Raw genomic sequence first — 16,812 nt, forward strand, 5'->3', positions numbered from 1 at the left:
AGGTCAGACGGCGGGCTGCAGCAGGGTCGGCGTGAACGGGACCTGCTCCTGGCGGCCGTCACGGATGCTGAGACACGTCGCCTCGGGCACCTCCAGCCATGCACCCTGCAGGCTGCCGAGCGGCTCGGAGACGACCATCCGGGCGTCGTCGGAGAGCTCTCGCAGCATGGGGTTGTCCGGGTACTGGTGACGCAGCGCGGAGACGTCCGCGCTGTGGAACAGCGACCTGGACCGGCCCTCGCTGGAGTAGCGGAAGGCGTAGAGGCTCTCGCCGTCGGTCGTGGCGACGGTCATCTGCATCGGGAACGCCTCACCGTGGCGGCGGCCCACGTCCTCGATCAGGCCGACCGCCCGGCTCACCGCGCCGATCGGGTCGGACTCGAGTCCGAAGGTGAGCGCCAGGTAGAAGAACACCTCGGTGTCCGTCGACCCCTCGATGTCGGCGAAGAGTGACGGGTCGACGGCCATCGCGAGGTCGCGCTTGTAGCGGTGGAAGCCGCTGATCATGCCGTTGTGCACGAAGAGCCACTTCCCGCGCCGGAAGGGGTGGCAGTTGGTCTCCTGGACGGGCGAGCCGGTCGAGGCGCGGATGTGGGCGAGGACGCAGCCCGAGGTGATGTGACCGGCGAGCTCGTGCAGGTTGCGGTCGTTCCACGCCGGCTCGGTGCTCCGGAACACGCCGGGAGTGGGCCGGTCGCCGTACCACCCGAGCCCGAACCCGTCACCGTTGGTGGCCTCCGCCCCCATCGTCGAGCTCATGCTCTGGACGATGAGCGAGTGCTCCGGTCGGTAGAGCAGGTCCTCGACGAGGATCGGCGATCCGGTGTAGGCGAGCCAACGGCACATGGGGCTTCCTCCTGGTCGGGGTCCGTCCACCCATGCAAGCCCCGCTCCTCCCCCGCGGCATCACCCGGCACGGATGACCCCGGTCTCACCCGGGGACACCCTCGGACCGGCCGGTGTCCTCGCCGCGGACCCACCGGCCGAACCACCCCTCGTCGGTGGCGACGACCTGGCCGAGCACGGCACCCGTCAGCCAGCAGAACGACATCGCGTAGAGGCAGGCGAGGTAGGTGAAGGCGACGCCGATCGAGCCGTACCGACCCGCGCTCACCTCGAGCGCGTGCGGCACCCAGGTCGCGATGGCCGGCCGCGCGAACGCCATCACCGTCGCCACCAGGGTGGCCCCCGGCAGCAGCATCCGGGCACTGACCGCCCCCGCCAGCAGGACCCACGGCACGAAGACCCCCAGAACGAGGCTGATGACGAAGGACAGCACCATCGCCCACAGTCCCCGTGGCGGCTGCTCGCCGACCCGTCGCACCACGGTCAGCGTCAGCGTGACCGCCAGGGCGAGCGCCACCAGGACCGCGAACCACCGCCAGGCCGAGGTCAGGCTGGAGGTCGGGCGCGGCAGGGACCAGATCGCTGCGAACGCCCGCGTCAGGGCCCGGGACAGGCTCGTCGCCGACACCAGGACGATGAGCACCCCGACGATGCCGAAGCTCGTGCTCTGCGACCCGTTGATCGCCTGGTCCAGGACGTCCTGGGTCTCCGCCGGCATGCCCGTGGCCGCGGCGAGGTCCGTGCTGTCCGGACCCCACCAGGTCGCCGCCATGAGCAGGATCGGGAAGATCGAGGTGAAGAACTGCGCCGCGATCGTCATGGCCCGGTCGAAGAGCTCGATGCGCGCGAAGCTCGTCACGCTGGCAGTGAGGACCCTGCCCGGCCACTGCGAGATCGCCGTCTCGACCCAGGCCCCGAGCCGGGGCGGGAGGTGGCTCGAGGCGGCGTCGACCAGCTGCCGAACCGGGTCCGCCGGCGGCGACGCGGGCTCGGCGACGTACAGGCTGGGTCGCTCGGGTTCACTGCTCAACTCATCGGCCCGTCCTCGGTGCTCGGGACCAGTGGACGGCGCACGGACCTGCGCGGTCATCATCCGCCGCGGGTGACGGAGCGCCCCGGTCGCAGGGGGCCATGACGTCGTACCCCCACCCGAAGGACCTAGGACCCTGCCCGGCGCCCGTCCGGTGGCCGAATGTCGATAAGGGACGTCCGGGGTCCTCCCCACCTGGTCCCACAGGCCCGAGGAGTGCCATGGAAGCGTCGTCCAGTTCCAGCACCACCGCACCGGTGCTGCGGCGCCGCCTGGTCAGCCCCCGCGCGGGAGGAGGCCTCGATGACCGTCCACCCGCGCGAGCGCCGGACGAGGGAGCCCTGCCCGAGGAGCCCTGCTTCCCCGGCCGCCCCTCCCCGGGAGCCGTGCTCCGCCCGCGCCTCGTCGGCCTGGTCGACGACGCCGTGGGGTCGAGCGCCCTCACCTTGCTGAGTGCCCCCGCCGGCGCCGGCAAGTCCGTGCTGATGTCCAGCTGGGCGGCGACCGGGCGCGTGCCCGGCCCGCTGGTCACCGTCCCGCCGGGCCGGCCCGCCGAGGGGACGGGCCGGCTGTGGGACGAGGTCGCCCGCCAGCTGTGGGCGGCGGCCGGGTGCGCGGGAGCAGGCCCGCGACCGGGTCGGGGACTGGACCTCGAGCACCTGGGCTCCCTCACCCGGCGCGCGGCGAGCGGCGGGCCGGTCGTGCTCGTGGTGGACGAGGTCGTCCCCCGACCGGACCTGCACCATGAGCTGGACCTCTACATGCAGCAGGCCCGGGACTGCGTCCGGGTCGTGATCCTCACGCGCTCGGACCCCGTGCTGCCGTTCCACCGCTACCGGCTGGCCGGGGGGCTCGCCGAGATCAGGTCCGACGACCTGCGCTTCACCCGTGCCGAGGCGGCCGCGCTGCTGCTCGGCGAGGGGGCCAGCCTGACCCCGGACCAGCTGACGACCCTGCTCGCGAGGACGCGCGGGTGGGCGGCCGGACTCTCGTACGCCGCCGCCCGGCTCAGCGGCGCCGACGATCCGGACGCGACGCTGGCCGGTCTCACGGGCAGCGAGCCGGCCGTCAGCGACTACCTGGCCCGGGAGGTCCTGGACGTCCAGTCCCCGGACGTGCGGGAGCTCATGCTGCGTACGAGCGTCCCCGACGAGCTGCCGATCGGACTCTTCGAGGCGCTCAGCGGCCACCCGGGCGGCCGGGACGCGATGGTCCTCCTGGCCACCTCGAACACGTTCATCGCGCCCGTCTCCGGCAACCCCACGACGTACGAGTACCAGCCCCTCTTCCGCGAGTTCCTGCTCTCCCGGCTGGAGGCCGAGCGGCCCGACCTGCTCCCCGACCTGCACGACGTCGCGGCGCACTGGTGGGCCCACAGCGGCAACCTGCACGAGTCGACGCTGCACGCGGCCGCCGCGGGCCTGTGGAGCGACGCCGCGGGCTACCTCGTCGAGAACCTGGCGATCGGCCGGCTCCTCGACGCACGCCTGGACACGGTCGTCGCGCCGCTCTTCGAGGCCATGCCGCCCGCGACGTCGGGCGGCCCCGCCGCGATCGTGCGCGCGGCGCTGGCCTTGCGGGCCGGTGACATGCCCCTGGCCCGGACGTCGCTGGCCGACGGCCGCGCCCAGCTGTCGAGCTCGGCCACCTCGGCGGACGCCTTCTCCGTGGAGCTGCTCGAGTCGGCCCTCGCGGCCGCGGAGCTCGACACCGACACCGGGCTCGAGGCCCTGCGCGTCGCCGAACGGCACCTCGCCACCCTGCTGCCCTCCGAGCCGGACCTGCGCCCGGAGCTCGGGGGCCAGCTGGCCCTGCTCCGGTCGGGGCTGCACCTGTGGGGCGGCAACCTGTACGGCGCGAAATCGGCGTCGCTCGACGCCGCCGAGGCGGTCGGCGCCGGCGAGCTCGCGCTCGCGGCCCTGACGCAGGGCGCGCTGCTGTCGGCGATCCTCGGGGAGGCGAGCGAGGCACTGCTCCTCCTCGACCGCGTCGACGACCAGGTGCAGGCCCTGGCCTCGCGTCCCGCCGCGTCCGTCATCGGCCGTGCTTGCGTGGCCTCTGCCTGGTTGCTGACCGAGCGGGCCCACGTGCGTGCCGCCCGACGTCAGGTCGCGCTGGCCGACGAGCACCGCGGCGCCCTCGATCCCGTGACCGAGATCCTGCTGGAGGTGGTCCGGGCGCGGGTCCTGCACGCCAACGGCGACTTCGCCGGCGCGCGGACGACGCTGGAGACGGCACGCGCGTCGTTCGCGGACCGGTGGGCCCCGGGTTGGGTCACCGACTGGCTCGAGCTGGCGCAGGCCGTCCATGCGGCCGCGGAGGGCGGCCCGGACCCGGAGAACCCCGAGGCCGGCCGGATCTCCCTGGAGACGACGCAGTGGCACGGGGAACCGCCGCTCGAGATGCAGATCAGCCTGGCCCTGGACGACGCCGCCTTCTGGCTGCGTGAGGGTGACGAGAGCTCCGCGGTCGCCCTCCTCACCCAGGCCCTCGGCCTGGCCGCACCCCAGCGCACCCGGCGACCCTTCACCGAGGCTCCGCCGACGGTCCGACAGCTGCTGCGCAGCCACGACGAGCTCCAGACCGCCCACCCGTGGCTGAGCGCCGCCGGGCCCGGCGCGCGCGCCGGCGGCGAGGCGCCGGACACCCGGTCGCTGCCGGCCCGGGGCCGGGGCGGCCGGGGGCACGGGCGACTGCCGGCACTGGAGGAGCGAGGCGTCGCCCGTCCCGTCGTGGTCGAGCCGCTCACCGCCAAGGAGCTGGAGGTCCTCGGCTACCTCAACGACCTCGCGACGACCGCCGAGATCGGCGCCGCGATGTTCATCTCGGTCAACACCGTGCGGACCCACGTGCGGAACCTGCTGCGCAAGCTCGGCGCGGAGCGACGCAACGACGCGGTGCGCCGGGCCTGGGAGCTGGGCCTCCTGGACGCCCCCCGCCCGAGCGCGGAGGACGACGGCCCGGAGGCCGACCCGGAGCTCAGGGACGGTCGGAGCGCCTGACCTCGGCGGCCGGCACCTCGGCCCCGGAGGACGGGGCGGCGGTCCCGGAGGGCACCACCGCGACCGGCCGGGCGACCAGCTCGACGAGACCCACCACCAGGAGCACCACGACGGCCGTCCAGATCACGATCCCGGCCGTCGGCTGGGACCACAGGAGCAGGGTGAGGCCGCCGCCGAGCACGACCGCCGCCCACAGGGCCCGCTTGTGCTCGAACGTCCACTCCCCGACCCTGCCGGTCTGGACGCCGTGCGACTCCGCGCTGTCGCGGACCCCGCCGATCCCGTGGGAGAGGACCCGCCGCGCCCGGACCGCCGACGGCGACGGTCCGGTGAAGAAGGCGCCCAGCGCCACGACGAGTCCCAGTGCGGCGACGGCCCGCAGTCCCGTGCGCAGGAAGCGCACCAGCGTGTCGAAGATGGTGCCGGCGGTGGAGGCGGAGAGCACGTCGGAGGGCACGGCGTCGACGTAGAGGAACCGGGCCAGGAGGAGTCCCACGCCCACCACGACCATGCCGGCGACGAAGCCGAGGCTGCCGGCGATCAGGGCACGGCGCCGGGACCGGGCGACGTACACGCCGATCGCGAGCAGGGTCAAGGAGATGATCGGCAGCCAGTAGCCGAGCGTGTCGAGCAGCCCGTAGACGCGCTGCGCCTTGCTCACCCCGGCCGATGCGACGAGGACGAACGACTTGTCCACCGTGGGGATCTTGTCGGCCGCGGAGTAGCCCTGGTCGATGAGGCGTTGCTTCACCTGCTCGATGATCGGACCCAGGTTGATGGTGACCTCGTCGCCCTGGGCGCTGATGCCGCCGCCCTGCTCCCCGGACAGCAGCCGCACCACCTGCGTGTGTGCGACACGGTTGGCCTCGACCCACGCCTTCGCGAACTCCGGGCTGGCCACGATCTTGTCCACCGTGGAGGCGATGAAGCTCTCGATGCCGCTGGTGAGGGGCACCCGGAGCGCCCGCAGGCCCGCCACCGCGCGGGGCGACAGGTCCTGCGCGGCGAGGCCGTCGACGACGTCGGAGGTCAGCGTCGACACGTCGATCCGGTCGAGCACCTCCGCGGTGACCTCGTCCGCCACCGCGGCCTGCACCCCCGGCTCGTCCGCCAGGGGGGCGACCGTCTCGACGTACCGGTCGGTGTCGGAGATCTGCCGGTCCGCCCAGACCGCGCTCACCGCCAGGGGCGCCAGCACGCAGGCGACGACGATCAACGTCGCCGACACCGCCGACCGCCACCGGTGGTGGCCGGTGGCGGACGGCGGGACGGGCGGAGGGGACGCGAGCTCGGCCTCGAGCTCGGCGACCCGTTGGCGCAGGGCCTGCAGCTCGGCGTCGTCGCCCGGCACGTCGGCCCGGGTGTCGGTCATGTCGTCGGTGGCGGCGTCGTCGTCGTGACCGTGCGACCGGGCTCAGGCGTTCCAGCCGCGGGCGTCACGCATCTCCCGGCCGTGCACCGTGATGGCCCAGATGACCAGCACGTCGACGACGATCATGATCGTCGACCAGATCGGGTACGCCGACAGGAACGCGACGTTGAGGATCGCGCTGCCGAAGGCGAACAGCACCCCGATGGCCCTCGCCCACATCTGGCCGGCCAGCAGGGCCCCGCCGGCGACGGCGAGGAGGATGCCGGCGATCAGGTGGACCCAGCCCCACGTCGTGTAGTCGACGTGGACGACGAGGTCGTTCTTGCCCACCAGGTAGTACTCGTCCTGGAAGAGCCCGACGAGCCCCTGCATGGCGTGCAGGGCGCCCAGCAGCATCATCATCATGCTCGCGAAGGCGATCCAGCCGACCCACATGGTGGGTCCGTCGTCCACGTAGTCCTCGCCACTCGAAGCCCTCCGCTGGCCGGCGGCCGAGGCGGGAGGAGTGGTGACACCAGCATTGCGATCGGTCATGGTCCGGTCCTTTCAGAGACTCCCTCAAGACTCGCCGCGGTGCCGGGACTCGGCGTCATCCTCCTGGGATGACCGGGGGTGGACCTCGGGGTCGTGCGGGATCCAGTCGTAGACCACCCGGGTGCGCAGGACGAGGTCCTGCAGCGAGCGGTTCGTCCGGCTCACGCCGCACCACAGCAGCCCGATCGGCACGAAGGCGCAGAAGGCCGCCCGCACCAACGCCGTCACGAGGTGCGGCCGGCGACCACGATGGTCGAGGACGCTGAGGCCCATCACGTGGCACCCGTAGCTGCGTCCGGTGAGGGCCCAGCAGGCGGTGAGGTAGACGACCGCGACGCCCCACGCCACGGCCAGGCTGAGCAGCAGGTGGGGGTCGCGCACGGTGAACCCCCGCGGATCCACCAGGAAGAGCAGTCCGTTGAGACCCAGGTAGCCCGCCAGCATCAGCAGGCCCACCACCACCGCGTCCAACGCGGCGGCGATCGACCGGGTGACCAGGCCCGCGGCGTGCCCCTGGAAGGCCCGTGCCTCCACGGGCACGGAGGAGAGCTCGGGCCGCGTCACGAGCCGTCGTTCAGACGGGGCTCGGGGACCTGTCGGTGGCGTCCCCTCAGCCGCAGCCGGTCCACGGCACGCGCGACGGCCTCGTCGCCCGAGACGCTCTGCATGCGTACGCCGCGGACGGTGCTGGAGGCCACCGAGCCGGTCGAGTCGCGGATGATGCCCGGCAGGTCGATCTCGTCGATGACTCCCTGGGCCAGGTCCACGAGCGGCAGCCGGTCCACCACGGCGCCGATGTCCAGGCGCCCCGCGATCGCGTCGACGTCCACCCGGGTGACCACGGCGTCGACGTCCAGGCGCCGGGCGACGGCGTCGACGTCGAGGCGACGGGCGATCGCGTCGATGTCGACGCCGGCCACGAGCGCGTCGAGGTCGACCACCCGGCGGACCAGGGGCGTGAGGTCGACGTGCTCGCCGACCTCGCGCACCAGGCGGTCCGCGGCCCGGCCCAGCACCGACCCGGCGGTGCGCCGGCCGGCGTCGATCACCCTGCCCGGACCGGGCAGGGTGCGGACGGCGGCCCGTACCAGACCGAGCATGTCGTCCCTCGCTCCCTCGAACTCCTCACGAACCGAGGATCTTGGCCTTCTGTGCCGCGAACTCGGCGTCCGTCAGGATGCCGCGGTCCTTGAGGTCACCCAGCTCCTTGAGCTGCTGGAGTGGATCGGCCGCGGACGTCGCGGCCGGGGCCTCCTGCGGGGGCGCCTCGGTGTACTGGTCGTACGCCTGCTGCCGGCTCGCGGCGTTCTGGGCGTCCCGGTCGGCGAACTTCGCGGCCTGTCGTCGCTGGACGCGACCGCTGACGGCGGTCGCGGTCCCGGCGACCACGGCGGTGCGGGCGACCCCGCGGAGCAGTCCTGGCATCGTCGTCCTCCTCAGCCCAGCTCGAGCGCGTCGAGCGCGGCAGCCACGTCCGTGGCTGGGATGCGTTGGCTGGCGATCACCTCTCCGCCGCTGCCGCGGGCGGCGGCGACGAAGGGGATGGCCCACGAGTTCTCGTAGACGATCAGCGCCGCCACCGTGTCGGGCTCCATGGCCGCGGCGGCCTGCTCCATGTCGGAGTCGCTGATGAGTCCCGAGCGCGCTCCGGCGAACCAGCTGAAGCTCCCGACGCCGGAGGCCGGGTCGGTCAGCTCCAGCACCTCGACGGCACCGTCGCCGTCCTTGCTGATGACGGTGAGGTCGTAGAGCCGCACCGTCCCCTCCTGAACCAGGTCCTGGAGCGCCTCACCGGCCCGGCCGGTGAGCCCGCTGCGCGGGAACTCGAGGAGCAGGAAGTCCACGGGACCGTGGACGTCGGTGTCTGCGGCGGTCATGGCGGTGTTCACGGTGCCTCCCGGCGGAGTAGACGGCGTCACGCCGACCCTGCTCCACCCGGGACCCGTCGGCCTCATCCCGCTCGGGTGAGATCGTCGCGGAGCAGCAGCACGGCGGCCGCGAGGAAGGCCAGGGCACCCAGCGACGTGCCCGCGTTCGCCACGCCCACCCGGACCGCCGTGTCGCTGCCCGCGACGACGTAGGACCCCAGGGCGGCGGCGCCGAAGGCGAGGCAGCCGAGGAGGTTCAGTGCGGCCATCGTCCCGTCCGTCGTCGCGGGTGGCAGGGCCAGCAGACGGCCCGCCACCACCGCGTAGGCGAGGAGCCCGGAGACCAGGAAGCACACCGACCCGAAGGCGTCCGGTCGCCACACGACGTCGTCGTAGTCCGCGTCGCCCCAGGTGGTGCTCAGCGCCCGGAACGTCGACACGTTGAAGAACACGGTGCCCGCCAGCTGCACGCCACTGCTCCACAGCTCGGGCGCGCGCCGGCTCGTGGCCCTCGTGAGGGTCCACTCGAGGGTGGCTGCGGAGGTGAAGAAGAGCGAGCCGACGAAGAACACCAGCGCGTCGACGCGGGTGCCCACGAGGTCGACGAAGCCGGGCAGCGGGCCGAGGAGGAAGCAGGTGGACCCGACGACGAACAGCGATGCCGTCCACCCCTGGCGGGTCAGGGACCGCCTCGACCTCGCCACGCCCGACCTCGCCACGCCCGACCTCCCTCGCCGCGGGTGGAGCCCCCCTGACCCTGCGCAGTGCACCACGGCGGCCTCGAGCCGCTGCTCATCCGCACCGGGTGAGGCGCCGTGCGCGCGTCCGCGGGGACGCTGGGCCGGCCGCGACAAGTTGCGCGGCGGGCGCGGTGGCGCTCGACCCGAGTGTGTCCGGAGGGGACCTCATGGCTGTGTGGACCAAGCCCGACCAGGCAGCACCCGACCTGACCGTCGTGCCGCGCTTCACCCGGGCGGGCATGGTCGACGTGCCGCGCGACCGGCTGCCCGCGAACCCGATGCTGCCGCAGACGGCGTACCAGGTGGTGCTGGACGAGGTCATGCTGGACGGCAACGCGCGCTTCAACCTCGCCACGTTCGTGACCACCTGGATGGACGACGAGGCCGACCGGCTGTACGCCGCGACCGTCGACAAGAACATGGTGGACAAGGACGAGTACCCGCAGACGGCCGAGATCGAGTCTCGGTGCGTCCGGATGCTCGCCGACCTGTGGCACGCGCCGGACGCGGCCGTCAGCGTCGGGACCTCGACGACCGGCAGCTCCGAGGGGTGCATGCTGGCCGGGATGGCGCTCAAGCGGCGCTGGCAGCAGGCGCGCCGGGCGGCCGGTGCGTCGACGGACCGGCCGAACATCGTGATGGGCGGCAACGTCCAGGTCGTCTGGGAGAAGTTCGCCAACTACTGGGAGGTGGAGCCGCGCTACGTGCCGCTCGAGGGCGACGTCCTGCACCTCACCGAGGAGCACCTGCTCGACTACGTCGACGAGAACACCATCGGGGTCGTGGCGGTGCTGGGCTCCACGATGGACGGCAGCTACGAGCCGGTGGAGGCGATCTGCCGGGTCCTCGACGAGCACGAGGCCGCCACCGGAGTCGCGGTCCCCGTGCACGTCGACGCGGCGTCGGGCGGTTTCATCGCCCCGTTCGTGCAGCCCGACCTCGTGTGGGACTTCCAGCTGCCGCGTGTGGTGTCGATCCAGAGCTCGGGCCACAAGTTCGGCCTGGTGTACCCCGGGGTCGGCTGGGTGCTGTGGCGCGACACCGAGCACCTCCCGGAGGACCTGGTCTTCCACGTCAACTACCTCGGCGGGGACATGCCGACCTTCGCGCTGAACTTCTCGCGGCCCGGCGCCCAGGTGGTGCTGCAGTACTACCAGTTCCTCCGGCTCGGCTTCGAGGGCTACCGGGAGGTCCAGCAGGCGTGCCAGGACGTCGCCCGCCACCTCGGCGACGCGCTGCGGAGGATGCCGGAGTACGAGGTGATCACCGACGGCAGCGAGCTTCCCGTGGTGACCTTCCGGGTCGCCGACCACGTCACCTTGTTCGACGTCTTCGACATGTCCCGCAAGCTGCGCGAGCGCGGGTGGCTGGTGCCGGCGTACACGATGCCCCCGAACCGCGAGGACCTGGCGGTGCTGCGCCTCGTGGTGCGCAACGGCTTCAGCCACGACATGGCCGAGCTGTTCCTGCGGGACCTGGCCACCGCGACCGAGTGGATGGACGACCTGTCCGCCCCGATGCCGAGCGAGGAACAGCCCAGCGGCTTCCACCACTGACCCCTCAGGAGGACCCCGGGTCGCACGACGACGCCGTCGGCGTCACCCACTCGGGTGAGGCTCGGGCAAAGCGGTCACCCGGGCCCCGCCGCTCACCTACGCTCTGCCCATCGACCGCTCGGGAGATGGGAGCAGGCCGGTGCTGCCGCACGACCACGGGGAGATCGCCGACCCCTCCTTCGACCGCTACGCGCGGCTCGTCCGGCACGCGCTGGGCGTCCCCGTGGCGCTGGTGTCCGTCGTCGAGGCGCGCCGCCAGGTCTTCCCGGGCGCCGTGGGGCTGCCGGAGTCCTACCAGCGCACGCGCCAGACCCCGCTGTCGCACTCCTTCTGCCAGTACGTCGTCGCCGACGGGGCCCCTCTGGTCATCGCCGACGCCCGCGTCGACCCGAGGCTGCGCGACAACCGCGCCATCGAGGACCTCGACGTCATCGCGTACGCCGGCTGGCCGCTGCGCGACCACGCGGACCGCATCATCGGCTCGCTGTGCGCCATCGACTCCGAGCCGCGGGAGTGGACGGACCAGGACCTCGCCCTCCTGGAGGACCTGGCGGCCGCCTGCTCCGCCGAGATCGCGCAGCGCGAGCTGCGCCGCCTGGCCGACGAGGGCATCGACTACGCCACCCAGCTCGTGTGGCGGGCCAACGTGCTGCTCCGGCTCAGCCAGGCCCTCACCGAGACCCGCACCGTGACCGACGTGGCGACCGCGCTCGAGGACGTCGCCCGCGAGCACCTCGGCTGCCACCACGCGGTGCTGTGGCTGCACTCCGCCGCCGCGACCCTGGACGCGTTCGGCGAGCTCGGGGAGGACCACGACGTCCGCGGGGACCGCATGCTGCTGGTCGAGAGCAGGCACGAGTGGGCGCGGGCCCGCCAGTTCAAGGACGTCCCGGCCGACTCCTCCACGCCGCTCGGCGACGTCTTCCACGGTCGCCTCCCGCTGTTCTTCCGCGGCCCGGAGGAGCAGAACCGCGACTACCCCGCGGTCGGCACCACGACCGAGACCGGCGTCGCCCGGGCGTTCGAGCCGCTGGGCGTGGAGGGACGCGTGTTCGGCGTCCTCGCCCTGCTGTGGCCGGAGGAGCGAGCGTTCACCGACGACGACCGGATCACCATCTCGGCGCTCACGTCGTACACCGCCTCGGCCGTCCAGCGGGCCCTGCTCCTCGAGGAGCGCGTCGAGACCGCGCGGATCCTGCAGAGCGCCCTGCTCACCACGCTGCCCGTGGTGGCCGGCCTCGACCTGGCCGCCCGCTACCGTCCCGCGGCGGCGCGCGAGCAGGTCGGCGGGGACTGGTACGACGCCCTGGTGATGACCGACGGCGCGACCGCACTCGTGATCGGCGACGTGGTGGGCCACGACATGAAGGCGGCGGCCGACATGGGTCAGCTCCGGACCGCGCTGCGCGCCCAGCTGCAGGCCGGCGACGGGTCCCCCTCGGGCACGGTCGAGCGGCTGGACCGCTCGCTCGAGCCCCTGGGCATCGAGGCCCTCGCGACCCTCGTCGTCGCCCGGGTGGACGGCAGACGGGTCCGCTGGAGCAACGCCGGCCACCCGCCGCCGCTGCACATCGACCCCGCCGGCGAGGTCCGGTGGCTGGAGACCGAGATCTCGCCCCTGGTCGGACTGGCGCCCGACCTCCCCCGCCACGAGGGGGAGGCGGACCTCGAGCCGGGGTCGACGCTGCTCTTCTACACCGACGGCCTGGTCGAGCGGCGCGGCGAGGACATCGACGACGGCCTCGACCGCCTGGCGCGCTCGGCGAGCGCCCGGCGCCACTTCCCGGCCAAACGGCTGGTCGACGCGATCCTCGACGACATGCTCGTGGGGCAGCTCAAGGACGACGTCGCGGTGCTCGCCGTGCGCCTCGACTGAGCACCGTGCTCGCCCACGGGCGGGCGTCGGCGGCGCGTCGTACGCTCGCGACGTGACGGACGCGAGGTGGGACCGCCGACCGGTCCGCCGCGTGTCCGCCGCGGCCGTCGTGACCGGCACGCTGCTGCTCGCGTCCTGCTCCTCGTCCGTCGACCCGGACTGGTCGGCCGCCGAGCTGCCAGTCCCCGAGGGCGCGCCCGGCCGGGTCGCCGTGCGCGACGCCGTGCACTGCGGCGACGCCTGGTGGGCGGTCGGCGGGGTGGTGCTCGACCAGCCCAGCGAGACCCAGGACGCCCGGCCCGCGGCGTGGCGCTCCGGCGACGGCACGACCTGGGAGGCGCTGCCCGTCACCGCGACGACCTACTGGGGCCGGCGCGCCGTCCTGGCGGGCGTCGCCTGCTCCGGCGACACGGTGGTGGCGATCGGCGCACGATCGGGCGGTGCCCACGGCAACCCGCGGGTCACCACGTTCTTCGAGGAGGACGGCGGGCTCGACGACCAGCGTGCTCCCTTCAACCTGTACGGCGGTGCCACCGCGACCAACGTGGGCCCGATCACGGGGGCGGACCCGGGGTGGCTCATCACCGGCAACCGGATCAGCGGGCCGGCCGTGTGGCACTCCACCGACGGGCGCGACTTCACCATCGAGGAGGACGTCCCCGGGCTCGCCGACGAGGAGGGGGTCAGCTCCCTCGCGCAGGGTGCGTCCTGGGACGGCGAGGCGTGGGTGGTGGTGGGCGGCGGCAGCGAGGCCGGGACCCTGGATCGCCAACCACTGGAGTGGACCTCACCGGACGCGCGCACCTGGCAGCGGCACGAGGTGCCCGGCACCGACGGCTTCGACGACCTCGAGCGCGTGGTGGCCACCGACGACGGCCTGGTCGCGCTGGGGCTGCGTGGGGACCGGTTCGGCGCGTGGCTGCGCGACGACGACGGCGGGTGGGACGCCGCGTCCGACTTCGGCTCGATCCCCGAGGAGTCCCGCAGCAGCCCCTTCGTCGCCTCCCTGGTCTCCAGCGGGTCGGGACTGTGGGCCACGACCAGCAACGGGTCGGCGTACGCGCTCTGGCACAGCGACGACGGCGACGAGTGGGCCGAGGTCTCCCTCCCGGCGGCGCCGCCGGAGACCGCCGGCGAGCACGTGCTCGCCGTCGCGGCCCACGACGACGAGGTGGTGCTGCTCGCCGACGACGGCGAGGGCGGTCGGGTGTGGCGCGCGGTCCGCTGAGCGACTCCGCGTGCCACCCCTGGAGGGGTTGTCCGCCGGTGGGGCCCGAGGGGAGGGTTGAGTCAGAGGAGGACCGATGGCCGAGAAGAAGAAGCAGGACCCGGGCCCGAGCGTGAAGGACCCCGAGGTCTACGAGGCGCTGCGCGACGAGGGCGCGAGCAAGGAGAAGGCCGCCCGGATCGCCAACGCCGCGGCCGCCCAGGGCCGGTCGAAGGTCGGCCGCCGCGGTGGCGGGGCCGAGGACTACGAGGACCGCACGGTCGAGGAGCTGCGCGAGCGCGCCGCCGAGCTCGACATCGAGGGGCGGTCGTCGATGACCAAGGACGAGCTCATCGACGCGCTGCGCCACCACTGACCCCGCGCAGGCTGGCGGCAGGTTGCCGCACCCTTGCGCACAGTGGCGGCGGACGGCAACGACCCCGCGCAGAGTGGCGGCGGGCGACAAGGATCTGCCCGGAGTAGCTGCGATGTGCCGCCACTTCAGGCGAGCCGAGTGCGATCTGCCGCCACCCTGGCCGACCGGGCGCACCGCCCGCGTGCGCCAGCGCTCGGCCGACCTCGCTCAGCCGACCTCGCCCACCGAGGCGGGTCCGAACGGCGAGCCGTCGTCGGCGGGCGTGGTGGCGTCGTACGACTCGACGGCCTGGGGGACGACCTCGTGCCGCGGGATCTCGCCGGCGGCGATCCCCTCGGCCCAGTGGCAGGCCACCCGGTGGCCCTCGGTGGCGCCGGGCACCTCGACCACCCGCAGCTGCGGGCGCTCCTCGTCGCAACGGGTGGGCTGGCGCCACGGGCAGCGCGTGTGGAACCGGCAGCCGGTCGGCGGGTTGGACGGCGAGGGCAGGTCCCCGGTGAGCAGGATCTGCTCGCGGGCGTCCTCCAGCGCGGGGTCGGGCACGGGTACCGCCGACATCAGCGCGCGCGTGTAGGGGTGCAGCGGGAGGTCGTAGAGCTCGCCCGCCTCGGACTCCTCCACGAGGCCGCCGAGGTACATCACCCCGATCCGGTCGCTGATGTGGCGCACCACGGCGAGGTCGTGCGCCACGACGAGGTAGGTCAGGCCGAACTCGACCTGCAGCTCCTCGAGCAGGTTGAGCACCTGCGCCTGGACCGAGACGTCCAGGGCGCTGACCGGCTCGTCGGCCACGATCAGGTCGGGGCCCACCGACAGGGCACGAGCGATGCCGATGCGCTGGCGCTGGCCGCCGGAGAACTCGTGCGGGTACTTCGCCAGGGCCGCCGCCGGCAGCCCGACCGCGCCCAGCAGCTCGCGCAGCCGGGCACTGGTGGCGGCCTTGTCCTGGTCGAGCCCGTGGGCGCGCATGCCCTCGACCAGCAGTGCCTCGACGGACTGGCGGGGGTCGAGGCTGGACATCGGGTCCTGGAAGACCATCTGCATGTGCTGGCGCTTGCGGCGCAGCCGCTCGCCGGTGAGGCTCGCGACGTCCTCGCCGTCGAACGACACGGTCCCCTCGGTGGGGGTCTCGAGGTTGAGGATGGCGCGGCCCAGGGTGGACTTGCCACAGCCCGACTCCCCGACCAGTCCGTAGGTCTCGCCGCGGCGGATCTGCAGGTCGACGCCGTCCACGGCGTACACGTGGCCGATGGTCCGGTCGAAGACCACGCCTCGCTTGATCGGGAAGTGCACCTTGAGGCCGCGGACGTCGACCAGCACCTCCCCGGCCTGCGCGCGGGTCTGCTCGGTGGTGCGGGTGGACGGCTCAGCCACGGCGGAACTCCTCGGCGTCGACGGGGTTGTGGCAGCGCAGCCCGCGGCCGTCGCTCTCCCACTCCCACTGCGGGGTCTGCTCTCGGCACACGTCGAGCACGTGCGAGCAGCGCGGGGCGAAGGCGCACGCCGAGGTCCAGGGCAGGTTGTCGGACACCGAGCCGGGGACCGGGGTGAGCCGGTCGCCGCGCGGGGCGTCGAGCCGCGGGATGGATCCGAGCAGGCCGTGCGTGTAGGGGTGGCGGGGACGCCCGAAGAGCCGGTGCCGGTCCCCCCGCTCGACGATGCGCCCGGCGTACAGGACGTTGACCTCGTCGCAGAGTCCCGCGACGACGCCGAGGTCGTGGGTGATCATGACCAGCGCGGTGCCGGTGTCCTTCACCAGCTCCTTGAGCAGCGCGAGGATCTGCGCCTGGATCGTCACGTCGAGCGCGGTCGTGGGCTCGTCGGCGATCAGCAGCCGCGGCTCGCAGGCCAGCGCCATGGCGATGAGCGCGCGCTGGCGCATGCCGCCGCTGAGCTGGTGCGGGTAGTTCTTGAGGCGGGCCTTCGGGTCCGGGATGCCGACGCGCTCGAGGAGGTCGCGCGCGTGCGGCATGGCGTCCTTGCGGCTCATCCCGCGGTGCCGCTCCATCACCTCGGTGACCTGCACGCCGATGGGCACGACCGGGTTGAGCGAGGACAGCGGGTCCTGGAAGATCATCGCGATGTCGCGCCCGCGCCGGTCGCGCATCTCGCGGTCGGAGAGCCCGAGCAGGTCCACGCCCTCGTACGTCGCGGTGCCCTCGACGCGGTTGCCGCGCTGGGGCAGCAGGCCCATGATCGCCAGCGACGTGACCGACTTGCCGCAGCCGGACTCGCCGACCAGGCCGACCGTCTGCCCGGGGTGCACGTCGAAGGAGACGCCGTCGACGGCGCGGAAGGGCTCCTCGCCCTGTCGGGTGAAGGTGACCCGGAGGTCCTCCACGGACAGCAGCGGACCGTGCGAGGGCGGGTGGCTCGTGGTGGTCCTGATCGTGGCGCTCATCGCG

16 protein-coding genes are annotated in these 16,812 nt (G+C 73.4%); 5 read left to right on the forward strand and 11 right to left on the reverse strand.

Features of this window, described 5'->3' with window-relative positions; translation table 11 throughout:
• Window positions 1-3: 3 nt before the first annotated feature.
• Window positions 4-846, reverse strand: coding sequence for a class II glutamine amidotransferase (locus tag ASG94_RS08830; protein WP_056925899.1), 843 nt, complete (start codon window positions 844-846; stop codon window positions 4-6).
• 85 nt (window positions 847-931) lie between these two features.
• Entirely contained in the window at window positions 932-1,876 is a 945-nt protein-coding gene (locus tag ASG94_RS08835; RefSeq protein ID WP_056925900.1) for a YhjD/YihY/BrkB family envelope integrity protein, read from the reverse strand.
• 221 nt (window positions 1,877-2,097) lie between these two features.
• Here ASG94_RS08835 and ASG94_RS08840 point away from each other — a divergent pair, with 221 nt between their 5' ends.
• On the forward strand, window positions 2,098-4,878 hold the full coding sequence (locus tag ASG94_RS08840; RefSeq protein ID WP_156411483.1) for a LuxR C-terminal-related transcriptional regulator: 2,781 nt from the start codon (window positions 2,098-2,100) through the stop codon (window positions 4,876-4,878).
• Here the strand turns inward: ASG94_RS08840 and ASG94_RS08845 are convergent.
• From ASG94_RS08845 to ASG94_RS08875, 7 genes are all read right to left on the reverse strand, one after another.
• Window positions 4,856-6,250: a hypothetical protein gene (locus tag ASG94_RS08845; protein WP_056925902.1), complete on the reverse strand. Its 1,395-nt coding sequence runs from the start codon at window positions 6,248-6,250 to the stop codon at window positions 4,856-4,858. The genes ASG94_RS08840 and ASG94_RS08845 overlap by 23 nt on opposite strands.
• Before the next feature lie 42 nt (window positions 6,251-6,292).
• Complete coding sequence (locus ASG94_RS08850; protein WP_056925903.1) at window positions 6,293-6,784, reverse strand: DUF7144 family membrane protein; 492 nt, start codon at window positions 6,782-6,784, stop codon at window positions 6,293-6,295.
• Window positions 6,785-6,808: 24 nt separating this feature from the next.
• Window positions 6,809-7,348 (reverse strand): RDD family protein, encoded by a 540-nt coding sequence (locus tag ASG94_RS08855; protein WP_200958038.1) that lies wholly within the window; start codon window positions 7,346-7,348, stop codon window positions 6,809-6,811.
• Window positions 7,345-7,884, reverse strand: coding sequence for a hypothetical protein (locus tag ASG94_RS08860; protein ID WP_056925904.1), 540 nt, complete (start codon window positions 7,882-7,884; stop codon window positions 7,345-7,347). The genes ASG94_RS08855 and ASG94_RS08860 overlap by 4 nt, the downstream gene beginning before the upstream one ends.
• Window positions 7,885-7,909: 25 nt before the next feature.
• The gene (locus ASG94_RS08865) at window positions 7,910-8,209 is read right to left on the reverse strand and encodes an SHOCT domain-containing protein (protein WP_056925905.1); all 300 of its coding nucleotides are present in this window, start codon (window positions 8,207-8,209) and stop codon (window positions 7,910-7,912) included.
• Between the two features lie 11 nt (window positions 8,210-8,220).
• On the reverse strand, window positions 8,221-8,661 hold the full coding sequence (locus ASG94_RS08870) for a DUF6325 family protein (protein WP_056926389.1): 441 nt from the start codon (window positions 8,659-8,661) through the stop codon (window positions 8,221-8,223).
• 74 nt (window positions 8,662-8,735) lie between these two features.
• Complete coding sequence (locus tag ASG94_RS08875) at window positions 8,736-9,356, reverse strand: hypothetical protein (RefSeq protein ID WP_056925906.1); 621 nt, start codon at window positions 9,354-9,356, stop codon at window positions 8,736-8,738.
• Window positions 9,357-9,559: 203 nt separating this feature from the next.
• Between ASG94_RS08875 and ASG94_RS08880 the strand changes: the two genes are divergently transcribed.
• From ASG94_RS08880 to ASG94_RS08895, 4 genes are all read left to right on the forward strand, one after another.
• Complete coding sequence (locus ASG94_RS08880) at window positions 9,560-10,948, forward strand: glutamate decarboxylase (protein ID WP_056925907.1); 1,389 nt, start codon at window positions 9,560-9,562, stop codon at window positions 10,946-10,948.
• A 139-nt stretch (window positions 10,949-11,087) separates the two neighbouring features.
• Window positions 11,088-12,824, forward strand: a complete 1,737-nt coding sequence (locus ASG94_RS08885) for a GAF domain-containing SpoIIE family protein phosphatase (protein ID WP_056925908.1) — start codon at window positions 11,088-11,090, stop codon at window positions 12,822-12,824.
• 52 nt (window positions 12,825-12,876) lie between these two features.
• Complete coding sequence (locus ASG94_RS08890) at window positions 12,877-14,052, forward strand: hypothetical protein (protein WP_156411484.1); 1,176 nt, start codon at window positions 12,877-12,879, stop codon at window positions 14,050-14,052.
• A 76-nt stretch (window positions 14,053-14,128) separates the two neighbouring features.
• Window positions 14,129-14,407 (forward strand): DUF7218 family protein, encoded by a 279-nt coding sequence (locus ASG94_RS08895; protein WP_056925910.1) that lies wholly within the window; start codon window positions 14,129-14,131, stop codon window positions 14,405-14,407.
• A 207-nt stretch (window positions 14,408-14,614) separates the two neighbouring features.
• On the opposite strand, the gene ASG94_RS08900 is transcribed toward ASG94_RS08895, so the two are convergent.
• Complete coding sequence (locus ASG94_RS08900; protein ID WP_056925911.1) at window positions 14,615-15,781, reverse strand: ABC transporter ATP-binding protein; 1,167 nt, start codon at window positions 15,779-15,781, stop codon at window positions 14,615-14,617.
• Window positions 15,774-16,808 carry an ABC transporter ATP-binding protein gene (locus tag ASG94_RS08905; RefSeq protein ID WP_056925912.1) on the reverse strand — a complete coding sequence of 345 codons (1,035 nt, stop codon included), beginning with the start codon at window positions 16,806-16,808 and terminating at the stop codon, window positions 15,774-15,776. The genes ASG94_RS08900 and ASG94_RS08905 overlap by 8 nt, the downstream gene beginning before the upstream one ends.
• Between the last annotated feature and the right edge of the window lie 4 nt (window positions 16,809-16,812).

It is taken from the genome of Nocardioides sp. Soil805 (assembly GCF_001429625.1).
Taxonomy (GTDB): Bacteria; Actinomycetota; Actinomycetes; order Propionibacteriales; family Nocardioidaceae; genus Nocardioides.